Genomic DNA, 18,210 nt, shown 5'->3' with positions numbered 1-18,210 from the left:
ACGCCCGGGGAGGTGGCTTTTCAGCCCAAGTGGCATCATCCAATCCGAACCTAAGGTAGGAAAAACGAATCGGGTTTCGGTTTTGCCGGAGATTCCCGGCCCGCAACTCAGCAAGCAGTTGCAGAATCGCAGACGCAGGGACCGCCCATAGGGAGGGCCGCCGAATCCGGAACACCATCGGTATCCGTGCTATAAATACGTGACAGGATAACTCTTATCTTCTGTCAACCGCCGGTGGGGACGGCCGCTCCCTCCGGCGGTTTTTTTGCGTACGCGGTTATCAATTCGAGGAACAAAACATGGATACTGCAACCGGAGACCTGTTGGTAAACGAAATCGCCCCGCGCCTGGACTCCCTCATCGCTCACTCGATCGTGCCGGTGGGCGTCGAGGATCTGGAGGAACTGCGTCAGGACGGGATCGCCATGGCGGCGAAGCTGCTGGCCCGGTGCGTCGAGACCGGCAAACGGGTGACGCCCGGAAACGTTGCCTTCTACACGGTCCGCCTGTTGCGGGCGGGCCGCCGCAGCACCGGCTGCACGGCGACCGACGTGATGGCGCCGATGACCCGGCGACGGGGACGGGCCGAACTCGTTTCGACTGAACAGCCTCTCGCCGGCGAACCGGGAGAGCAGATGACGCTAGCCGATGTCCTGGCCGACGAGCGGGAGGATCCCGCCACGGAAGCCCTGCGGCATTTGGCGTGGGAGGAGTTGGAACGGACGCTCGACCCGCGAGAAAACGCGGTGGCGGTGGCGCTGGCGGAAGGCCGGGGGTTGAGGGCGACGGCCCGGGAACACGGGGTGAGTCCCTCCGCGATGTCGTCCGCCAAGGCCTCGCTGGGACGCCGGATCCGGGAGGAATGGGGTCCGGGCGTCCTGGCCGAGTCCGCCAGGCAGCCGTTCTGGAAAGCCCGGCTTCATGCAGAGAAGGAACGCCGGAGCGGCAGGTGGGAACGTCGTCTTCGATAAGAAAGAAGCACCCCGCCCGACCGGAGGGCGTGGCTGGCGAGGCTGGAAACGAAAACCCTCGCCCGAAGAACCAAAAAGCAAACAATTCCCCGGGGCCGGTCCTTCGTTTGCGGAGGGTTCCGGTCCCGGGGCCGATTTTACCGAACGATGAAACTGAACGATTACGATACCGTCCGCGGGCTCTGCGTGGATGTCGACTTGCGGGAGCCGCCGGAGACGCGGTGGCTGCCGGCGATGGAGGAGGTCAGCGGCGATGTCTGCCGCTTGATGACCGAGGTGGAGCAATGGATCGAGGAGAACCTCGAGTTCCTCCCTCCTTTTATCCAATACATCTGGCGATCGAACATCCTGAGGCGATCCTCCGTCGAGGTAGTGGGGCGCCTGGTCGGATTCGGGGCGACGGCGGCCGGCATGGAGTATGCCCGGGAGACCAAGGGGATCGCTCGGTGTTGCGGCTTGTCCTACCCATTGGTCCTTTTGGCCAACATCATTTACGATCTCGCCCAGCTCCACGAGCGTCTCTTCGCCAATGCCTGCTCCAGTTTTTCCTTCGTCCTGCCCGATGGTTTCCCGGCGCTGGCCCGCAACCTCGACTGGGGGATCCCGCCGGGAATCGGGAAGTATGGCGTCGTGGTCCGCTTTCATCACGGTCGTAAAAGCTACCTCTCCCTGGGCGTCGCCGGCATGACCGGAATCCTCTCCGCGATGCGGCCGGGCCACTGGGCGCTGACGTTGAACCAGGCCCCATCGCACGCGCTGCCGTTCCAATTGGGCCAGGCGCCGGTCGCGCAGCGTCTGCGGGCGGTCTGTGACGGTTTCGGGACCTTCCCACAGTTGCTGAGGCGGCTGGAGGAATACCAGACCTTCACCCCGTTCTTCGCCCACGTGATCGGACGGCGGCCCTCGGAGCAGGTGGTCCTTCAGGGCTTCGGACGGGAGACCTCCCGGCGCACCGGGGAGAACGGCATGCTGGTCCAGACCAACCATTTCGCGGGGGGCGAGAACCGCGGCTTGAACGGCCGGGAAATCACCACCGATGAGTTCGGACAGGATTGGTTGAACGACACCCGGCCCCGCTACCGGGCCTTAGTCAGGCGATTGAAGAAGGGAACCCCGGTGACCCTGGACGAGGCATTGGCAAAACTGGCGCGTCCGCCGGTCACCCACGACTTCACCATTCAGTCGATGGCCTTTTGTCCGGGGAGCGGCGACTGGCGCCTGCGGGTGCCCATTGATTAATGGGAATGGAGAAAGAAAGGCCGGCCCCTCGCGTAGGGGGAAGGTGGGAGGCCTTTCTTTTAACTGTTTAGCTGTCGGAACGAAGAACCAGCGGGTCCTTTCTACAGGCTCACACACGGGGAACCGTTTGTGGTTCGGGGGCAAGCCGCAGGCTCTGTTGATCCGCAGGGGGCTCTTCCGTCCGGGAGGGGACGGCGACATCGAGGATCCGCCGGAACACCTCGCTGAATCGGGAAGCGGGACGCGGGACGCGGTCCGCCCTGTCAGTTTCGTCAACGCGAAATCCGCCGGGGGAGCGCGGGAGCGGCAGCCGTTGACGGTTGCCGTTCCTCCCGCGGCTGCCGCTTTTCTTCCCCGGTCTGCCCCCTCACCAGTGGGGCGAGGCGTGCAAACGCCCTTTCCCGTCGCGTCGAACCAGTCCCGATTCGATCAAATTCTCGAGGGTCGGAAGGTGCCGTTCTTTCGTTTGAATCTTGAAGGTCCGTCGGAGTTCGCGGAAGGTGGGCGGACCTTTGGACGCAGTGATTTTTCGAATACGTTCCAGCATGAGGTCTTCCGGAGACGGTCGGTCGGGGCCGGATTCCGCCGATTCCCGGCTCGCGAGCGATATCGCCTGGAGGTGGCTCCAAGCCAGGTGCCGGGCGAGAGCGGCGGCCTTGCGGGCGGGCTTTTCCTCCGGTGTATCCACGAATTTCAAAATAATCATCAGTTTCAGGGCGACGGCCACGAAGAAGGTCAGGGGCGTTTTTCTTCCGGGACCTGGCGTCCGCTCGGCTTGTTTCATGTCGTCATAAAGGCGGGCCAACTCCCGGCGGCTGGGTTCGTCCAGCTCCCAAGTCGTGGGGGGGTAGCGCAGTCGGGTGGCGAGCGCTCCGTAGACGAACATTTCCAGTGAATCCATAGGAATTCCCGCCCCGGTTCGCTTGGCGTCGTCAAAGCGTTCGTCGATGGGGCAAAGAATCAAATTGTTCCGCGGGGCGGATTCGACCAGGGGGGCGGCGTCGTCAGGATCCGCCACGGCGAAAAACGAGACGGCGGGGCCGCCCGGAGATCTGCCGTTCCGGTTCGAGACCCCCTGGAGCGCCCTCTCCAGTTTTACCCGGAGGGGAGAAGGAAGGTTACTCCAGTCGCGACCGGGAAAGCCCGACAAGCACGGCCACCATACGCTCCCCGATTGCCGGTCGAGATGGCTTCGCAAGGCTTGTCGCTCCCAGCCCTCGAAAAGCAGGGGCGGCTGGAGGGAAGCCGCCGCTTCGACGAATTCGGTGACGATTTTTTGGAGCGCCGCCGAACTGACGTTTCCAAGTCGAAGCGCCGCCTTGAGTTCGGCCGTTTTGAGGTCGAGCCGGTCTTCGCGGGTCTTCGCCGCATGGTTATCCCGGCAGTAGGCGGCTTTCTTCTCGAGCGAGAGCAAGGGCTCGGCCAAGGCTCTGAAGGTCAGCCGCCTCGGCGAGTGCCGGTTCGCCAAGACAACGCCCTGGAGGTTCGGGCAGAGCAATTCGTCCGCGAGTCCGATGATCTGGAGATCGTGCCCCAGGCCATAGCCGATCATCGAGGCGATTTCGAGGAAGACGGATGTGGGGCCGATCCGCTCGGAGGCCGAGACGGTGGAGATCAGTTTCATCACCGCATCCTGCAGGCTTTCTGCCGGGAAGCGGCTATAGGTCTGCAAAGGGTTGTTTGATTCTTCGTTCATGGAGTTTTGCTTGTTTCCGGCGTTTCGCCGGGTAGTTTGGATTGATGGGGCGGGAAAAATCATCGTCGGGGGACGTGAATCCGCGCCGCCGTCTCAGCGGGAGGAACATGGAATGCCGGTCCGGAGACGTGAGGGTCGCGGGCACCATCCGGGCGAGTGATGGCCGGAATTTCGAGGTGGAGGTGGAGTTGGATGAGGTCATTCCCGGCGTGTTCGATCCCGAAGCTCTCCCCGGGGCGCTGACTTCGTTCGCCGTCCATTGGCACTTCGCGGTGCATGGTTTCGTCCGGCGGCGGGTCTATTATCACGCGAAAAGCCTCCGCTTGGCGGAGCGGAACGGAGACGGAGAGAAGGAAGATGTTTCGGGCGACGTGCGCCTGGCGGTTGACCTGTCGCTCACCTTCGGGGAGTCCGAGCCGTATCGATTCCTGGTTGACACCGTTTTCGCCGAAATCTTTGACCCTTCCCGGCTGGATACGAGCCTTTCGAGATTCGAAGACGAATGGTGGAGTTATGTGAGTTGTCCCTTGCGGGTGTTGATCCGAGCCCACCGGATCGATTGCCGGAAAAAACTCGAAGGAGACCCCCTTTCCAATCTGCCGGATACCGACGACGACGTCTGGGTCACTCCGACGCGCACCCATCTCGACGCTCCCCCGGATTGGCGGGAGCGATATGCCCGAATGGTCGCCGAGCCTCCTCCTCCGGTTCTTCCGTGGTGACCGCAAGGTAACGGTCGCCTTCAACCTGGACCACCCGCCCCGCCGCCATCAGCCGAGCCAGCGATGGCCAGATCGCCTGCTTGCGCTGATCGGCGAAAGTCCGGGCCAACTCGCGGAATTTCTTCGGGGCGGCGAGGCGTTGGACGATCGCAGCCTCCTTTACTTCGTCCTCCCCCTGCCGCCGCTTGGCCGTCACGGCCTTGAGCAGGGCGAGTTGGCTGTTCATCGTTCGAAAACTCAGCTCGCAAACCCGGCTGAAAAGTTGTTGGGTTGTCGTGGGATACGCCGGGGCGAGGAGGTGGGCGGCGGCCAGTTTCCCGGGAAGGTCGAAGTAAGGATCCAGCCAATCCGCGAAGTCCGGGCTCTTTATGGCCTTCGTTTGCACCAGTTCCTCCCAGCTGCGAAAATCCAATCGGAACAACGGCCGCTGGTCTCCCCGCATCCGTCTTTGGATCACCGAATGCGCGGCGGCGGCCTCGCGGTCGTTCCCGGATGGGAGGACGCAGGAATCGGAGACATCGGCTTCGGAGGAGAGATCCACCAGAATGCTCTGCTTGAGAAGGCGCAGAACCTGGGGACGTCCCCGGGCCATCAACTGATCGAACGTCGCACGGGAAAGTTCGAAAAATCCAGCCCCCTTGCCATGGACGAGCCGGGGGACATCCTTGTCCCGGCATCCCGGGAGCGTGATAGCTTCCCCGCGAAGGACCCGGTCGACGAGTGACACGAACCGGAGCGCCGGGCCCTCCTTGCGTCCGTCGACCAAAGAGGACAGGAAATCCGATCCCGCGAAATTGAAAAGCACCTTCCGGTCGAAACTTTCGCTGAAAGCTTGCAGGACGGCTTTTTCCGTGGGTGCTCCGCGCAGATAGAAACATGGGCTCTTCAACGCGAGGAACGGCATCATTTGACCCAGGCGATACCTTTGATCTCCCCGGTCATAAACTTCGCGATTGACGAGATCGGCTCCTCCCCTGATCAGTTTCGTCCCCAGCCAGTAGCGATCCACTTGCATGGAGGCCTCCGTGGCCTGCCGGGCGCAAGCCTCGGCCGTCCCGAACAGATTTCGGATCAGCCGGGAAACCGTGTGACTCCCGTCGTGGACCAACGCGACGTTGACCGTCGTGGAGACGGGGACTCCGGCTGAATTGAGGAACCCTTCGCTCGGCGAAATCAGTCCCCCCAGGACGGCGAGGCGGCAGAGTTCGGCGGCACCGGTCGTCGACGCCGATCCGGCCGGCGTATTCGCCGGGGCGTCGGGCGAAGTTTTCCGGATCTTATCGGAGGTCGTTTTCTTCATCGGTTTCGTTGATCGCATCGCCCGATCCCGGGAATCCCGCGGATCGGGACCCGGTTTCGACGGACGGTTCTACCGATGTTCCGTTTGGCGGCGGCAATCTCCAGTGCCGAAATTCGGCCACGGCTTCCTCGGTTGAGGGCGGATAACTGCGGAGAGTTTCCTCCGGCCACAACTCGACCTGAGCCGGACTTTCACTTCTGTGGTTTGTCTTTGACGTCTTCATATTTCCGTCCTCATTTTCGTTATAGAGTGTTTCAGAGCCGGATGGTCGCTCCAAGGAGCAAGGCTCGTCGATGCGTTCCTACATGCTCGCCGCACCTGTTGGATTGTTGGCTTTGTGATCTTAGCGCTGTCTTTTTGACCTTTTAACTTTTGCACGACGGAAATAAGATCCTCCTGGACTTCACGAAATCCATGAAGGGTTGTTAAAATCCGATTTTCCAACATTTCGTCCGGCCTCGCCACCTCCAATGGCGGCACACCCTCTCCGGGATTTTCTTCAGTATTCGGCGCTTCGGCCTTGTATTCTTGTGGTGCGTCAAGAGAGGACACGTAACTGACCTGGCTCGGTTGTTTATCTCCTCCTGGTGCTTCATTCGACGGAGGTGCCGGCGACGGTTTGACATCCGTTTCTCGAAGCTTCTCGCCCCCGGTCTCCTGCTGTTCCTCTTCGGCCTCTACCTGTTTGGGTTCGCGTTTTCTCTGGTTGATCAGCCTGTAGGCGTCACTCAAAAACGAAACGTTTTCGTTTTCTAGAAGAGCGCGCTCGGTATAAACGCGGAGATAGTTCTGCGCCGTACGAAGGTCAAAGGGAAGGTTCTCTTCCGCCCAGTTTTGCCATTGGCCATGGTTTAGTTTTCGCTTGATGTCAGTTAGTTTTGAGCCTATCGCAATGGCCTTCTCAAGTGCCGTCTGGCCAAGGCTCCAAATGCTGTTGTGGAGGGAGTCTATTTCCGCGATATCAGCGGGTGTGATTTTGGTATCCCGGTTGCTGCTGTCTGTTGCGTCGCAGAGTGATCGTTTAATCGTGTCTTTCATTTTGCGTTTTTTGATTTCGGCCGACAGGCCGACCTTAATTAATTTCTTATTCCTGTTCGTCCCTTGGCCGCTCGTCAGATCTCGTTGCGGCACGTGCCAAGTACTGCTCAATGTCAGTAACGGAGTAGCGGATGCTCCTGGGTCCGACATGGTACGCTCGCAGCCGGCCCTCGCGTTGCCATCGAGCGATTGTTTTTGGATGCACCCGGAAACGGGCGGCCGCCTCGTTCCGAGTGATTAGTGCTGTGGTGTCCTTTTCTAGGTGCATGAGCGACACTCTACACCCATGTAATTTGGACAGAAAGCTGCTATTTATCTGAAGAAAAATAAGTTGTCCTAATTCTTCTTGGCGGATTTTGGGGGTCGACCAGTTGGCATATTTTCAATCTCAATTGATGCCTCTTTCGCAGCGCGAATGAAGGTCTTTCGACTGCCTTCGAATTCATTTTTCCTGCAAAATTCTTCGATCTCTGAGGGAGTATAGCTTTTGCTTTTGTCAAGACCATCAAGCAGAGATTTGACCGCTTTTCGATTTCCCCGAACAGGTCTGGTAAGCGTGACGCCGACAGATTCGAGATGCTTGCAGATTTTCTCAATATTATGATAGGTCTGGTGGTCTGTATGCATGTTGGTTACATGCCGACGCACTTCATCGCGTGCAACTGATATAGAGGTGATATCAGAGTCCGATTTTCCTTCCTTTTCGGCTTTATTCCTTATTTTTTGTTTAACGTACGCGGCTGCGCGGGCCACGGAAATATCGAATTGATCCTGTGGGTTTCGGGATCCTTGACAAAAATATTCATCGAGGACCTTCGCGACTTCACAAAAGAAAGCTCCCTCGCGAGCGGTAATTTTTTCGAGTATGAAGGCCCCAACCAGTTCCGCCCATTCTTCCGGGTCATCTAGCAGGTGATAAACCGTTGAAGTCATGACGATCCTGCCGATCCAATTTCGTGTCTCGTCAACGCCGATCAAGTCACCAGTCACAGCGCATTTAAAGAGCCTTTCCAAACGCTCGATTAATGGCGTTGATTCGTCGCCCAAGAGGCCATCCTGCAGAGCTTTCTTGTAGTTTACCCTAGTTTTTCTCATTGTTCGGAGGTCCCTAGGTGCCGACCCGCTCGCATCTTCTCGATTTTAATCCGAGCGTCTTTCGCCCCTCGTAACAGTGTCTTTCGGCTGCCTTTAAAATCATTTTGCCCCGCGATCTTTTCGAGCTCCGACGGGGTATAGCTTTTGCTCTTATCAAGTTTCTCGCACAGGCTTTTGGCCTGTTTCCGCAATTGCCGGGCCGGCGCCAAAATCGTGACACCGACGGATTGCAAGTAATTGCATATGGCATCGGTTTGAAGATGGTTTTGGTCGGGATTTCCCCTAATTGCATGTTCATACACTTCGTCACGCGTGATGGAGACAGAGACGACGTCCGAGACCGCCTTCCCGTGGTCTTTGGCTTTGATCCTTATTTTCCGTTTTACGTACGCGGCTGCGGAAGCCAAAGAAACATCGAATTTTTCCGTCGGGAATCGTCCTCCTTCTGGAAAATAATTTTCGATCACATCCGCGATCTCACGAAAGAAATCAGCATCAGGGAGGGCCATTTTTGCGAGCATGAATCCCCCGACCGTCCGATGCCATTTCTTATCGTCGGGTTTAAAGAAAAGGACAGATATCATGACGATCCGGCCAGCCCAACTTCCTGTCTTGCCAAGTCCGATTAGATCGCCACTGGAGGCGTACTTTTGAAGCAAATCCAGACGCCTAACCAGTGGGGTTGAGTTGTCTCCCAGAAGTCCATTTTCCATGGCCTTCGTGTAATTCATTTTCGCTCGCCTCATTGTCCGGTCTCCCGTGTTTCGGCGGCGAAGTCCGTTTCGGGCAGGTTGAACGACACCGCAACCTTTGGCCGCCTTGGCATGTAACTGGCGCTCGTCGTCTTGATATCAGCATGGCCCAAGAAGTCGCGGGCGGCCTCCAGTCCGAAGCCCTCATTGATAAGCCCCCCCGCCATTGCCCGCAACGCGTGAAGCGGTTTCGGTGCATTCACACCTTTTTCGCGTAACCATGCCGTCAGTCCCTCCCAGGTTCGCCAAGGAGCGGAATCGGCCCGGTAATATTCGCGCTTCGAAGCGGGCCTCGCCTCTCCACCGTGGAGAACAAACAGCGCGTTCTGTTTTCCTTGGGATTTGAATCGGCGAAAGATGTCGACCGCATCGGAAGAAAGATCGATGAGCCGTTCGGCCTCGGGGGTTTTTGGAGAAAAGTAGGCCGTTCGCTCAACTCGAAGTTGCGCGTTCTCCAAGTCGATTTGTTTCCATGTCAGTGTGTCGGCTTCGGCTCTTCGTAATCCAGCCAGCATAAGCAAAGCGAACGCCTTCCACTGTTCACGCTTCGCCTGGCCCGGGTTAATATCAGGTTTCGGAAGGAGTCGACCGCGTCGATCCCGGCGTTCCGGCAGTTTCTCGTTCTGAGCTCCTGCGAGTTCGGCCTTGGCGACAGAGAACAACCAAAGCGGTGACACCTCCGACCGAAACCGCCGAGTCGTTTTTCCAAGGGAAATACCGGTAAAAGGGAGAGGGGTCGGTAACTGAAGTTCATTAGCAATGAAAGGTAGGAGTTTTTTTCCTAACAGCGCCTTTGCCTGCCTGATGGTGGAATCGGCGCTCACCTTTGCTGCCTGACGCTTAATCGGGTCATTTTCGACGGCTATGCGCTCCGCTCGCCACTTGGCCACGTTGTCGCCCGTGAGAAGTGAAAGAGGAAGAGCGTCCACCTTTGAGCGCCATTTTGTAAATGCCTCTTTCTGGTAGCCGTATCGTTCCTTGCCAGCCTTTACCTTGGCGATCTCTGCGGCGATCAGCCGGAGTTTAACACCGTATTGCCGGACTGATTTCGGGTTCGCCGGAGACACCTTGGCGGCGGCCTCGATTAGTTCTCCTACGGTTGCCACCCGCTCCGGCTTCCTGGCCTTCGGCTTGAACTCCGCCAACGTTGATTCCCATCCGTTCGCTATCAGGAACCGGTAGCGCTCCCTCGCCTTACTCGCGGCGGCATCTCGGTTCTCGGTGTGGAGATTGAACCAGGCTTCTTTCCCAAGATACGTCAGCCGGACCTGCCATGAGGGGACAGTTTTGCCCCCTCCCCCCTTACGTTGCTTTAGGCGGGCTTTCCAATATGTGACGGAATCTTTCCCCGGTGTCCGGTCGGAGTGTCCGGAAAGTGTCCGGTTTTTCTGGTTCTCATGCGTGCTTTTCTGGTCTTTCATGCTCCCTCCTTATGGCTCTTCGAATGACTTTCTATCCCGCTTCTGTGGCTATTTTGAGGAACAGAAGGGAACAGGCGGGAGTCTTGCAAGATTAAAACTGTTAATCACTTGGTCGTAGGTTCGAATCCTACCCGGGCAGCCATTTTACCCCAGCCTCGCAGCGTGTCTGTGTTTATATCCTTCGGAACCCCTCAGGCGCTACTATCGCGGCCATACTGACGAAATCACTTTCCACGCTTCATTCTCATGGTTCCGGATTCCAGCTGGAACGTTGGCAAGATTTCGAGTCGACTGGCTGAATTGATTCGCCCAAATTGCCGTTACGGCCATATGGAGGAAATCAATCGAACTGGCGAAATCAAAAACAGGCTAGAGGCAATTGAAGCCGAACGGGTTAGTTTACTTAGGGAACTCCGGGATCTACGGGCGAAGGAGCGCTCCATTTCGGATCCAGCGTTATCTTTGGATGAGCGAACTTATCCTGAAGCGACCGAGAAAAAAATTGCGCTTTTTGAACGTCTCTTTGTCGCGCGCAAAGACCTCTATCCCCGAATGTGGGTAAACGCCCAGTCCGGCCGAACGGGTTATTCTCCGGTTTGTGAATCGATTTGGGGGTCCGGTCGCCGTCTCAAACCGACGGAGATTTTTGCGCGTTTCGGATCGCAAAAATTCGAGCCGCTTTCATCCTCGGTGGTCGAGTCGCACCTGCGAGGCGAAATCGTTGCGGGAACCTACGCTATCCGACCAAACGACACGTGCATTTTTCTCGCAGCCGACTTCGACGGGGATGGCTGGCAGGGAGACGCTGGAGCGTATCGCGACGAAGCCGCACGCCTTGGCATCGAATGTTTGTTGGAGATTTCCCGCTCGGGAAACGGCGCCCATGCTTGGGTTTTTTTCGCGGAACCTGTCCAGGCTGCAATCGCCCGCAGGCTCGGAAGTCTGTTACTGGCTCGAGCCGCGGCACGCCACCGCCATCTGCGTCTCGACACATACGACCGTTTCTTTCCGAACCAGGATTTCTTGCCCAAAGGCGGATTCGGCAATTTGATCGCGTTGCCGCTGCAAAAGAAACGACGTGTTTACGGGTTCACAGAGTTCGTTGACGAGTCTTTTGCCCCTCTACCGGATCAATGGCACGCATTGACTGCGGTGAGGCGACTGAACCTCGAAGATTTACGGACAATTCTGCACGAACATCTCACCATCGATACATCCGGTGAGGTTCCGCCCTTCGAATTAGAGGAAGACATTCTTCGTGCCTCTCAGGAGGAGACGCTGGATTTGCCCGTCCTTCCCGATTGGAAAGCGTGGCTGGCCGAAAATCTGATCATTCCAACGGAAAACCTTTCGGATAAAATGGTGGGGCGACTGAAAGCTCTGGCGACTATCCCCAACCCTGTTTTCTACGAAAAGCAGCAGCAGCGCTATCCCACCTACAATATCGCAAAATACATTTTCTCCGGCGAGGTCCACCACGACCGAATCATTCTCCCCCGGGGGTGCTTGGAGGCGACGATCGAACTCTTCGCCGCATGCGGTTCGCGGTTAAAAATCGAGGACCGCCGACTCGCGCCAAAAAAAGTGCGCCTTGGATTCAAGGGCGAACTGATGAGCTATCAGAAAGCCGCCACCATGGAAATGCTTCGCCACGAACACGGAGTCCTGGTGGCGCCGCCGGGATCAGGAAAAACGGTCATGGCTTGCGCGATGATCGGAAAAAGGAAAGTGGCGACTCTGATACTTGTGAACCGGCAGACGCTGCTGGAACAATGGCTCGACCGGCTCCAGAAGTTTCTTGGTTTGTCGAAAAAGGAAATCGGCCAGTGGCGGGGAGCCCGCAAGAAAAGGACCGGCCGCATCGATGTGGCGATGATTCAGACCTTGGCGAATGTGGATAATCCAAGTGCCTTCTTTCGAGATTACGGACATGTGATTATCGACGAATGTCATCATATCCCGGCGGTCACTCTGGAGGCGCTGTTGAAGGAATGCGGCAGCCGGCTTATTACCGGTCTTACGGCGACCCCTGAGCGAAAGGATCGCCTGGAACGCCTCTTGTATCAACAATGCGGACCCATAAGGCATGTAATCAGTCCCGGCGAACAGGATGACTTGGTGAAGCAAGTTCTCCTCAGAACGAGCGACTTCAATGCTTCACAAGACGATGGCAAGCCGCTCCCCCTCCATCTGGTGTGGCAACGAATGGTTGCCGACGGCGCACGAAATGAGCTAATCGCGTCGGACGTTGCCACTGCGGTTCAGGATCGACAAGCCCCGATTGTTTTATCGGATCGAATAGAGCACTTAGAGATCTTATCGCAAATGGTGGCGGAGAGGCTTTCGGACGCGAAGGCAGACTTGGTGAGGATCGAGGGATCCCTATCGCCCCGAAAACGCGAGGCCGCTCTTGCTGTCTTTTTCGGCGCAGTTCAGGAAAAACGTCCGGCCTGCCTGTTCGCCACCAGTTCGCTGTTGGGAGAAGGTTTTGACCTACCGGTTCTCGACACCCTCTTTCTCACCATGCCAATTGCATTCAAGGGTCGCCTGGTCCAATACGCAGGCCGCCTCCATCGCAGTTCCCCCGGGAAGGACAACGTCCTGATTTATGACTATCTGGACGAACAACTCCCGCTCGCGTGTAGCATGTATCGCAAGCGACTGCCCGCGTATCGAAGCATGGGTTACGTGATTGTAAAAGACGAAGCTGCGAGGCTGAATCTTTGAAGGGTGTTTGAAATGATCGAATGTGTTTCCGTCACATTCTTCAGCACCTAATCAAGCGACTTTCATCAGGCCATCGGGGCAACCGTCCGGGCGGTTTCGATGAATCGGGTCAGGGCGGCCGATCGAGGTGGCGTATCCTTAAAACAAATACCGACTTTCAGGGGCGGTGGCGGCGGACTCAAAGGGACGAACACCACCCGCGGGCCGGCGATCGACAGAATCGATTCGGCCGCGACCGCGACCGTTCCCGAACGTTCCACCGCCGCGATCAGGCTCAGCGCGCCGTCGCACTCCTCGACGATGCGGAGTTTCGACGATGGCACCCCGAGGGTCGTCCGAAGAACCTGATGGTAATCCGGATAATCTTCTTTCCGAAACACCGCCAACGGTTCCTTCGCGACTTCCTCCCGGGAGACCCGCCGCCGTTTCGCCAAAGAATGGCTCTTCGCTACCATCACCCCCATCGGGGAGGCCCGCAGGCTTTCGAAACAAAGCCCGCGGGGCAAACGCCCCGGCGGCTCGACCATCAGAGCCGCGCCCAACCGCCCCGTGCGGAGGCCGGCGACCAACTCCGCCGAACTGAGATCATGGAGCACCACCCGCACCTGCGGCATCGCTTTCGCGTAGGCCCGCAACACCGGCGAAAGAAATTCCCCGGTAGGCGAAGGCGCGTAACCCAAATGCAGCTCGAGCGCCTGACCGGCGGCGCGCGCAGCGGTTACGGCTTGGTCCGCCCGCCAAAGAACCGCCCGGGCTTCTCCCAGGAAAATCCGTCCGGCCGCGGTCAACCGCACCGACCTCGCGTTTCGCTCCAGCAGCGGGACGCCAACTTCCTCTTCCAGATCCCGGATCTGGCGGCTCAAAGGGGGTTGGGACAAATGCAGGCGCTCGGCCGCCCGGGTAATGTTTTCCTCCTCGGCGACCGCGACGAAATAACGCAGGTGACGCAGTTCCATGGCCGCTACAATACCTAAAAGGTTGGCTCAGGCAAGGAACATGATATTTCCGCGAACGCGGCCGGTGAGGTATCCTGAAAGGCATGGTTACAAAACAATTCTTTCATCGACTCATTCAAACCGGCGACTCAGTCGCCCTCCTTCCCTTGCGGGTGGCCGCCGGTGCCATTCTCGTCGCCCATGGGGCGCAGAAGCTTTTCGGCTGGTTCGGCGGCCACGGTTTGTCCGGGACCGGTGCGTTCTTCCAGGAAGCACTCGGTCTGGCGCCGGGGATCTTCTGGGCGTTCAACGCCGGGGCCGCCGAGTTCATCGGGGGGCTGATGATCATGACGGGAGCACTCACCCGCGTCGGGGCGGCGTTAAACGCGGTCACCATGGCGGTCGCGATTTTGCTGGTTCACCGGACCGCCTTCTTCGCCAGTTCCGGCGGAATGGAGTTTCCGCTCCTCCTGTTGGCAGCCTCGGTCACCTTGTTGATCGCCGGGGGCGGAGGGGTCTCGGTCGACCGCGCGCTGACCACGCCCGCCGCTTCCCGCAAACCGGCGGAAGCGCAGCTCGCTTCGGCCTAATCGCCCAATGACGGCGCCCTCTCAGGACAAAAACTTCCGTCCGATCGACCCGGGCGCCCGCATCGGCCACGTCCATCTCAAGGTGGCCGATCTGGAGCGGGCGCTCGCCTTCTATTGTAACGTCCTGGGATTCGAGGTGACGCAGCGCTACGGCTCCCAGGCCGCTTTCATCTCCGCCGGCGATTACCATCATCATATTGGGTTGAACACTTGGGAAACTGCCGACGGCCTCCCTCCGCCCCCGGGTCGCACGGGACTTTACCATTTGGCCATCCTTTACCCGTCGCGGGCCGCGTTGGCGGACGCCCTGCGTCGCCTGACCGCGGCCGACGTTCGCCTCGACGGTGCGAGCGATCATGGGGTGAGCGAAGCGCTCTATCTGCGTGATCCCGACGAAAACGGCGTGGAACTGTATTGGGACCGCCCGCCCGAGAGCTGGCCCCGCACGCCGGAAGGGAAACTGAACATGTTCACCCGTCCCTTGGACCTCGCCGGGTTGCTCCAAGAGCTTCGATAACTTCCGCCCACCTCCGAGTCCGCTCGCCGATCCGAAACACTCCTCTACAACGCACCAAGTAGTGGGGTTGGCTCCGCCGTCCCTTTCCGGTATTTTCACGCCCCGGCACCAAAGACTTCACGGTCCGACTGAATACTGACGGATTAAACTGGATTGCTCACTAGCCTGATTCCGGGTAATCCCGGATGCATGAAAGTTGCTTGAGCGGTTAAAATCAAGAGGTCCGGCCTCTCCCGGCAACCGTTGGTCGTCCCCCGGGAGAACCGGCGAATTTATCATGCCGGGGTCTCGAACAAACAATTGGTCAATCACTCTCGCGGTGGCGCTGGTCGTCGCGCTCGGCCTTGGCGAACCTGTTCGTGCCGCCGAAGGAATCCCCGGCCGGGGAACCACGGATCGGCCCGCCGAAACGGATGACGAGGAAGAGGAGATGGAGGAGGACGAAGAGGAGGAAGATTGGATCGAAATCATCCCCAAACCACTCCAAGGATCGGTGCAAGCGCTCCGCGAGTTTTTCGGAACCCAGTTGCCCGAAGCCCTCGATCCACACGATTTGTCCCTCGATTATCGGCCCCGGTTTGGTGATTTGCACCGGCGCGATTTCATCCGTTTTCCACTCACCCTTTGGTATGGCTACAGCGATCAAACTGATTTTCTTCTCGGCACCACCCTCTTCACCCCGAATCCGTTCCGGGCCGGGGACACCACTTCCGGCGGCATCGGACTGGTCCGCTCCGGAGTTCGCCACCACTTGATCACCCCGCTCCCTCTTTTCGACGAAACCTTCGTGGGCCTCGACGTCGATTTCCCAATCGGGCGCCCGCCTCCCGGAATCGCCGACTATTTCGGACGCTTCCGCCCATTCGTGACTTCCTCCCGCCAACTCGATCGGATCCCGGAAACACACTTCATCCTGGCCCTGATGCACGACCACGCTTTCGGCCTCCCCGGCCGCAACGCCACCGAAGACTTTCCCCGGGTGAACTGGACCGAAATCAGTCCCGGTTTGATCTTCCGGCCTCATAAGGTGGCTTACATTTTTGAATACACCTTACGTCTGATCGACGAGCCGGATGCCAATCGCACAGCCCATGTTTACACCGCCGGTATCAGCTGGGACCTCCCACGCCACCGCGTTCCCCGCTTCCTTCCCGGCGATTGGCGCTTCGACGTCGCCTATCGCCTCACCGACGAACAAGGCCACGATCTCCGCCACTCGGTGAATGTCAGGGCCAACGTCCGGTTCGATGTCCGCCGCTTCGTTAGCGAAGTGCGGAAAGCCCGTCGCGAAATCGGCACCCCCGGTCTGAGCCAACGAATCAATTCGGCCGGAAACCAGGACCAAAACCGCCGGGCTCCGTGACTGCCCGCCTGCCCCCCACCTTTCAAGGCCTCAGACGTCGTTATCATCGCCGCGGGTGAAACGGCGCATCAGTTCGGCATGGGATTGCACGCCAAACGTCCGGTAAATCTCTTTGACGTAATCATTGACCGTGTGAATCGACAGATGGAGTTTGGCGGCCACTCGCTTTCGACTGTCTCCCTCCAACAGCAAGTTCAACACCAACCTCCGACTCGAAGAGAGCGATGGAACACTCGCCCCAAAATCGTCGGGCCAACCGGTCGCATGCAACCAAGGCACTTCCGTTAGAACAATGTGGGCGATCCGGCACTCTCGTTCGTTAAACAGCGGGCGATCCGCCCGTCGATAAAGCCCGACCAGGCTGACACAACTTTCGTTGAGCGGTTGAGCCGATAAGATCAAGGGAGCCACCCCGGCCGCCAACCACAGACGGTAGGCGTCGGTCGAGGGAAACCGCCCCTCGGAATCGATCTGCTGACGCAGGCGCGTGACATGGGTGCGCCGCCCCATGACCTCGCCGGCGAACGGCGCGGTGAGCGCCAACATGTCCGGATGCTCCGTGGCTTGGAGAAACCGGGCGAACTGTTCCGGAGTGAAGCCCCCGTGTTGAAACGAAACATACACCGGTTGCTTTGCCGGGTGGAGAAAACCCAAAGCCCAACACCAGCAATCGGCTCCGACCAACCGGGAAAGTCCACCCATCAATTCGCGCTTCGCCGTGGCGTGATCGGCGTTCAAACCAACCACGTCCGCCACCAGTCGCACCATCGCCCGGGCATCCTTCTCCGAAATATTCGGACCCATCCTTATGCAATGGTAAGCGAATCTGATTCAGACAAGTCGAAATCTCCAAAACTTGCGGCAGCCCGCTCCCCAAATGGCAAAAAATGGAAAAACGGCCGCCATTTTAATGGTTTCCCCTATCGCCAATAGGCAAACGATAAATTACACTCGCAGGCGCAGCAGATTCGGTTTCCGTGCCTTTCCCGTTTCAGCTTCACCCGTCCCATCCTTGCATTCATGTACCACGACACTTCCAGTGCCCCGAGCACATCCCACGATCATTGCGAACGCCTGCGCCAGCCGGACAACAATGGCGATAGCGCATTAGCCGTCGACATGCTGCGCTGGGAGAACGCCCTCCTCGAAACCTTGGTCCAATGCGTGCAAGATGGCATTCTGATCGTTTCTCCGCGGGGAAAGATGCTCTACTTCAATCAGCAGTTCGTCAGCATCTGGAAGCTGCCTCAATCGGTGCTCGATTCCAGGAGCGACGAAGCCGCCCTCGCCTGGGCCGCCGAACAGACCGCCAGCCCGGAAGATTTTCTCGCCCGCGTCGCTACGGTCTACGCCGACCAATGCCAACCGCCCATGCGAGAGACGTTGCGCATGAAGGACGGACGGATCTTCGAACATTTCGGCACCGCCGTCCGCAAAGAGGGAGTCCATTACGGCTGGATTTGGACGTTTCGGGAAACCCGAAAACAGACGGGAAAGTGAAGTCCCTCGACTGACCATTCGCCCCAACTCGCCGCCTTTCCGGCTTTCCGGTCCTCAGATGCGGACCACCAGAAACTCGGCCAGGCGGCGCGCTGGATTCGCCGTGCCGCTCAGGGAAGTATTCCCTCCGCTGTGCGCTTCGCCCAACGCGTTCAAACCCGCCGTGACGTTGAAAAGAAAGGCCCCGCTTTCCGACAATCCAACCCGTCGGCGAGGGACGGTCGCCTCCAGACGATACCCTCCGCCGGCCGGTTCCACCCGCACAGGGAATCCCTCCACAGGCCGTCCGCGCAGATCGGTGGTGTAAACGCTTTTGGCATCCGACGACGGAACCAAAACCAATT

At 58.6% G+C, this 18,210-nt stretch carries 17 protein-coding genes; 8 read left to right on the top strand and 9 right to left on the bottom strand.

Features of this window, described 5'->3' with window-relative positions; all coding sequences use genetic code 11:
• The first annotated feature begins 299 nt into the window (after positions 1-299).
• Both ACWUI2_RS08435 and ACWUI2_RS08430 read left to right on the top strand, forming a co-directional pair.
• On the top strand, positions 300-971 hold the full coding sequence (locus tag ACWUI2_RS08435) for a hypothetical protein (RefSeq protein WP_486982414.1): 672 nt from the start codon (positions 300-302) through the stop codon (positions 969-971).
• A 147-nt stretch (positions 972-1,118) separates the two neighbouring features.
• Positions 1,119-2,210, top strand: coding sequence for a C45 family peptidase (locus ACWUI2_RS08430; RefSeq protein WP_486982413.1), 1,092 nt, complete (start codon positions 1,119-1,121; stop codon positions 2,208-2,210).
• 367 nt (positions 2,211-2,577) lie between these two features.
• Here ACWUI2_RS08430 and ACWUI2_RS08425 read toward each other — a convergent pair whose 3' ends face one another.
• Positions 2,578-3,906, bottom strand: coding sequence for a hypothetical protein (locus ACWUI2_RS08425; RefSeq protein WP_486982412.1), 1,329 nt, complete (start codon positions 3,904-3,906; stop codon positions 2,578-2,580).
• Between the two features lie 107 nt (positions 3,907-4,013).
• Between ACWUI2_RS08425 and ACWUI2_RS08420 the strand changes: the two genes are divergently transcribed.
• A complete protein-coding gene (locus tag ACWUI2_RS08420) occupies positions 4,014-4,628 on the top strand; it encodes a hypothetical protein (RefSeq protein WP_486982411.1) in 615 nt (204 codons plus the stop codon).
• Here ACWUI2_RS08420 and ACWUI2_RS08415 read toward each other — a convergent pair.
• The 6 genes from ACWUI2_RS08415 to ACWUI2_RS08390 form a co-directional block, all read right to left on the bottom strand.
• On the bottom strand, positions 4,531-5,928 hold the full coding sequence (locus ACWUI2_RS08415) for a hypothetical protein (protein ID WP_486982410.1): 1,398 nt from the start codon (positions 5,926-5,928) through the stop codon (positions 4,531-4,533). The two genes, ACWUI2_RS08420 and ACWUI2_RS08415, sit on opposite strands and share 98 nt — an antisense overlap.
• A gap of 219 nt (positions 5,929-6,147) precedes the next feature.
• Positions 6,148-7,077: a DUF3102 domain-containing protein gene (locus ACWUI2_RS08410; RefSeq protein ID WP_486982409.1), complete on the bottom strand. Its 930-nt coding sequence runs from the start codon at positions 7,075-7,077 to the stop codon at positions 6,148-6,150.
• The gene (locus ACWUI2_RS08405; RefSeq protein WP_486982408.1) at positions 7,013-7,234 is read right to left on the bottom strand and encodes a helix-turn-helix domain-containing protein; all 222 of its coding nucleotides are present in this window, start codon (positions 7,232-7,234) and stop codon (positions 7,013-7,015) included. The genes ACWUI2_RS08410 and ACWUI2_RS08405 overlap by 65 nt, the downstream gene beginning before the upstream one ends.
• 68 nt (positions 7,235-7,302) lie before the next feature.
• Complete coding sequence (locus tag ACWUI2_RS08400; RefSeq protein ID WP_486982407.1) at positions 7,303-8,061, bottom strand: hypothetical protein; 759 nt, start codon at positions 8,059-8,061, stop codon at positions 7,303-7,305.
• Entirely contained in the window at positions 8,058-8,792 is a 735-nt protein-coding gene (locus ACWUI2_RS08395; RefSeq protein WP_486982406.1) for a hypothetical protein, read from the bottom strand. Before ACWUI2_RS08395 ends, ACWUI2_RS08400 begins: the two co-directional genes overlap by 4 nt.
• Before the next feature lie 11 nt (positions 8,793-8,803).
• Positions 8,804-10,234 (bottom strand): tyrosine-type recombinase/integrase, encoded by a 1,431-nt coding sequence (locus tag ACWUI2_RS08390; protein WP_486982405.1) that lies wholly within the window; start codon positions 10,232-10,234, stop codon positions 8,804-8,806.
• A 246-nt stretch (positions 10,235-10,480) separates the two neighbouring features.
• On the opposite strand from ACWUI2_RS08390, the gene ACWUI2_RS08385 reads away from it, so the two are divergent.
• Positions 10,481-12,961: a TOTE conflict system archaeo-eukaryotic primase domain-containing protein gene (locus ACWUI2_RS08385; protein ID WP_486982404.1), complete on the top strand. Its 2,481-nt coding sequence runs from the start codon at positions 10,481-10,483 to the stop codon at positions 12,959-12,961.
• Positions 12,962-13,026: 65 nt separating this feature from the next.
• On the opposite strand, the gene ACWUI2_RS08380 is transcribed toward ACWUI2_RS08385, so the two are convergent.
• Positions 13,027-13,917 (bottom strand): LysR family transcriptional regulator, encoded by an 891-nt coding sequence (locus tag ACWUI2_RS08380; RefSeq protein ID WP_486982403.1) that lies wholly within the window; start codon positions 13,915-13,917, stop codon positions 13,027-13,029.
• An 83-nt stretch (positions 13,918-14,000) separates the two neighbouring features.
• Between ACWUI2_RS08380 and ACWUI2_RS08375 the strand changes: the two genes are divergently transcribed.
• From ACWUI2_RS08375 to ACWUI2_RS08365, 3 genes are all read left to right on the top strand, one after another.
• Positions 14,001-14,486 (top strand): DoxX family protein, encoded by a 486-nt coding sequence (locus ACWUI2_RS08375; RefSeq protein WP_486982402.1) that lies wholly within the window; start codon positions 14,001-14,003, stop codon positions 14,484-14,486.
• A gap of 7 nt (positions 14,487-14,493) precedes the next feature.
• Positions 14,494-15,003 (top strand): VOC family protein, encoded by a 510-nt coding sequence (locus ACWUI2_RS08370; protein WP_486982401.1) that lies wholly within the window; start codon positions 14,494-14,496, stop codon positions 15,001-15,003.
• A gap of 277 nt (positions 15,004-15,280) precedes the next feature.
• Positions 15,281-16,366, top strand: coding sequence for a hypothetical protein (locus ACWUI2_RS08365; protein ID WP_486982400.1), 1,086 nt, complete (start codon positions 15,281-15,283; stop codon positions 16,364-16,366).
• 30 nt (positions 16,367-16,396) lie between these two features.
• Here the strand turns inward: ACWUI2_RS08365 and ACWUI2_RS08360 are convergent, their stop codons facing one another.
• Complete coding sequence (locus ACWUI2_RS08360) at positions 16,397-17,170, bottom strand: helix-turn-helix transcriptional regulator (protein ID WP_486982399.1); 774 nt, start codon at positions 17,168-17,170, stop codon at positions 16,397-16,399.
• 216 nt (positions 17,171-17,386) lie between these two features.
• Here ACWUI2_RS08360 and ACWUI2_RS08355 point away from each other — a divergent pair, with 216 nt between their 5' ends.
• On the top strand, positions 17,387-17,866 hold the full coding sequence (locus ACWUI2_RS08355; protein WP_486982398.1) for a hypothetical protein: 480 nt from the start codon (positions 17,387-17,389) through the stop codon (positions 17,864-17,866).
• Positions 17,867-18,210: the final 344 nt, after the last annotated feature.

The organism is Verruconatronum alginivorum, assembly GCF_056590205.1.
This window is presented reverse-complemented; position numbering and strand designations above follow the sequence as displayed.

Bases quoted from the DNA above. Each gene is read 5' to 3' on its own strand.
- ACWUI2_RS08435 (WP_486982414.1), top strand. From the start codon at position 300: ATGGATACTGCAACCGGAGACCTGTTGGTAAACGAAATCGCCCCGCGC.
- ACWUI2_RS08430 (WP_486982413.1), top strand. From the start codon at position 1,119: ATGAAACTGAACGATTACGATACCGTCCGCGGGCTCTGCGTGGATGTC.
- ACWUI2_RS08425 (WP_486982412.1), bottom strand. From the start codon at position 3,906: ATGAACGAAGAATCAAACAACCCTTTGCAGACCTATAGCCGCTTCCCG.
- ACWUI2_RS08420 (WP_486982411.1), top strand. From the start codon at position 4,014: ATGGAATGCCGGTCCGGAGACGTGAGGGTCGCGGGCACCATCCGGGCG.
- ACWUI2_RS08415 (WP_486982410.1), bottom strand. From the start codon at position 5,928: ATGAAGAAAACGACCTCCGATAAGATCCGGAAAACTTCGCCCGACGCC.
- ACWUI2_RS08405 (WP_486982408.1), bottom strand. From the start codon at position 7,234: ATGCACCTAGAAAAGGACACCACAGCACTAATCACTCGGAACGAGGCG.
- ACWUI2_RS08400 (WP_486982407.1), bottom strand. From the start codon at position 8,061: ATGAGAAAAACTAGGGTAAACTACAAGAAAGCTCTGCAGGATGGCCTC.
- ACWUI2_RS08395 (WP_486982406.1), bottom strand. From the start codon at position 8,792: ATGAATTACACGAAGGCCATGGAAAATGGACTTCTGGGAGACAACTCA.
- ACWUI2_RS08390 (WP_486982405.1), bottom strand. From the start codon at position 10,234: ATGAAAGACCAGAAAAGCACGCATGAGAACCAGAAAAACCGGACACTT.
- ACWUI2_RS08385 (WP_486982404.1), top strand. From the start codon at position 10,481: ATGGTTCCGGATTCCAGCTGGAACGTTGGCAAGATTTCGAGTCGACTG.
- ACWUI2_RS08380 (WP_486982403.1), bottom strand. From the start codon at position 13,917: ATGGAACTGCGTCACCTGCGTTATTTCGTCGCGGTCGCCGAGGAGGAA.
- ACWUI2_RS08375 (WP_486982402.1), top strand. From the start codon at position 14,001: ATGGTTACAAAACAATTCTTTCATCGACTCATTCAAACCGGCGACTCA.
- ACWUI2_RS08370 (WP_486982401.1), top strand. From the start codon at position 14,494: ATGACGGCGCCCTCTCAGGACAAAAACTTCCGTCCGATCGACCCGGGC.
- ACWUI2_RS08365 (WP_486982400.1), top strand. From the start codon at position 15,281: ATGCCGGGGTCTCGAACAAACAATTGGTCAATCACTCTCGCGGTGGCG.
- ACWUI2_RS08360 (WP_486982399.1), bottom strand. From the start codon at position 17,170: ATGGGTCCGAATATTTCGGAGAAGGATGCCCGGGCGATGGTGCGACTG.
- ACWUI2_RS08355 (WP_486982398.1), top strand. From the start codon at position 17,387: ATGTACCACGACACTTCCAGTGCCCCGAGCACATCCCACGATCATTGC.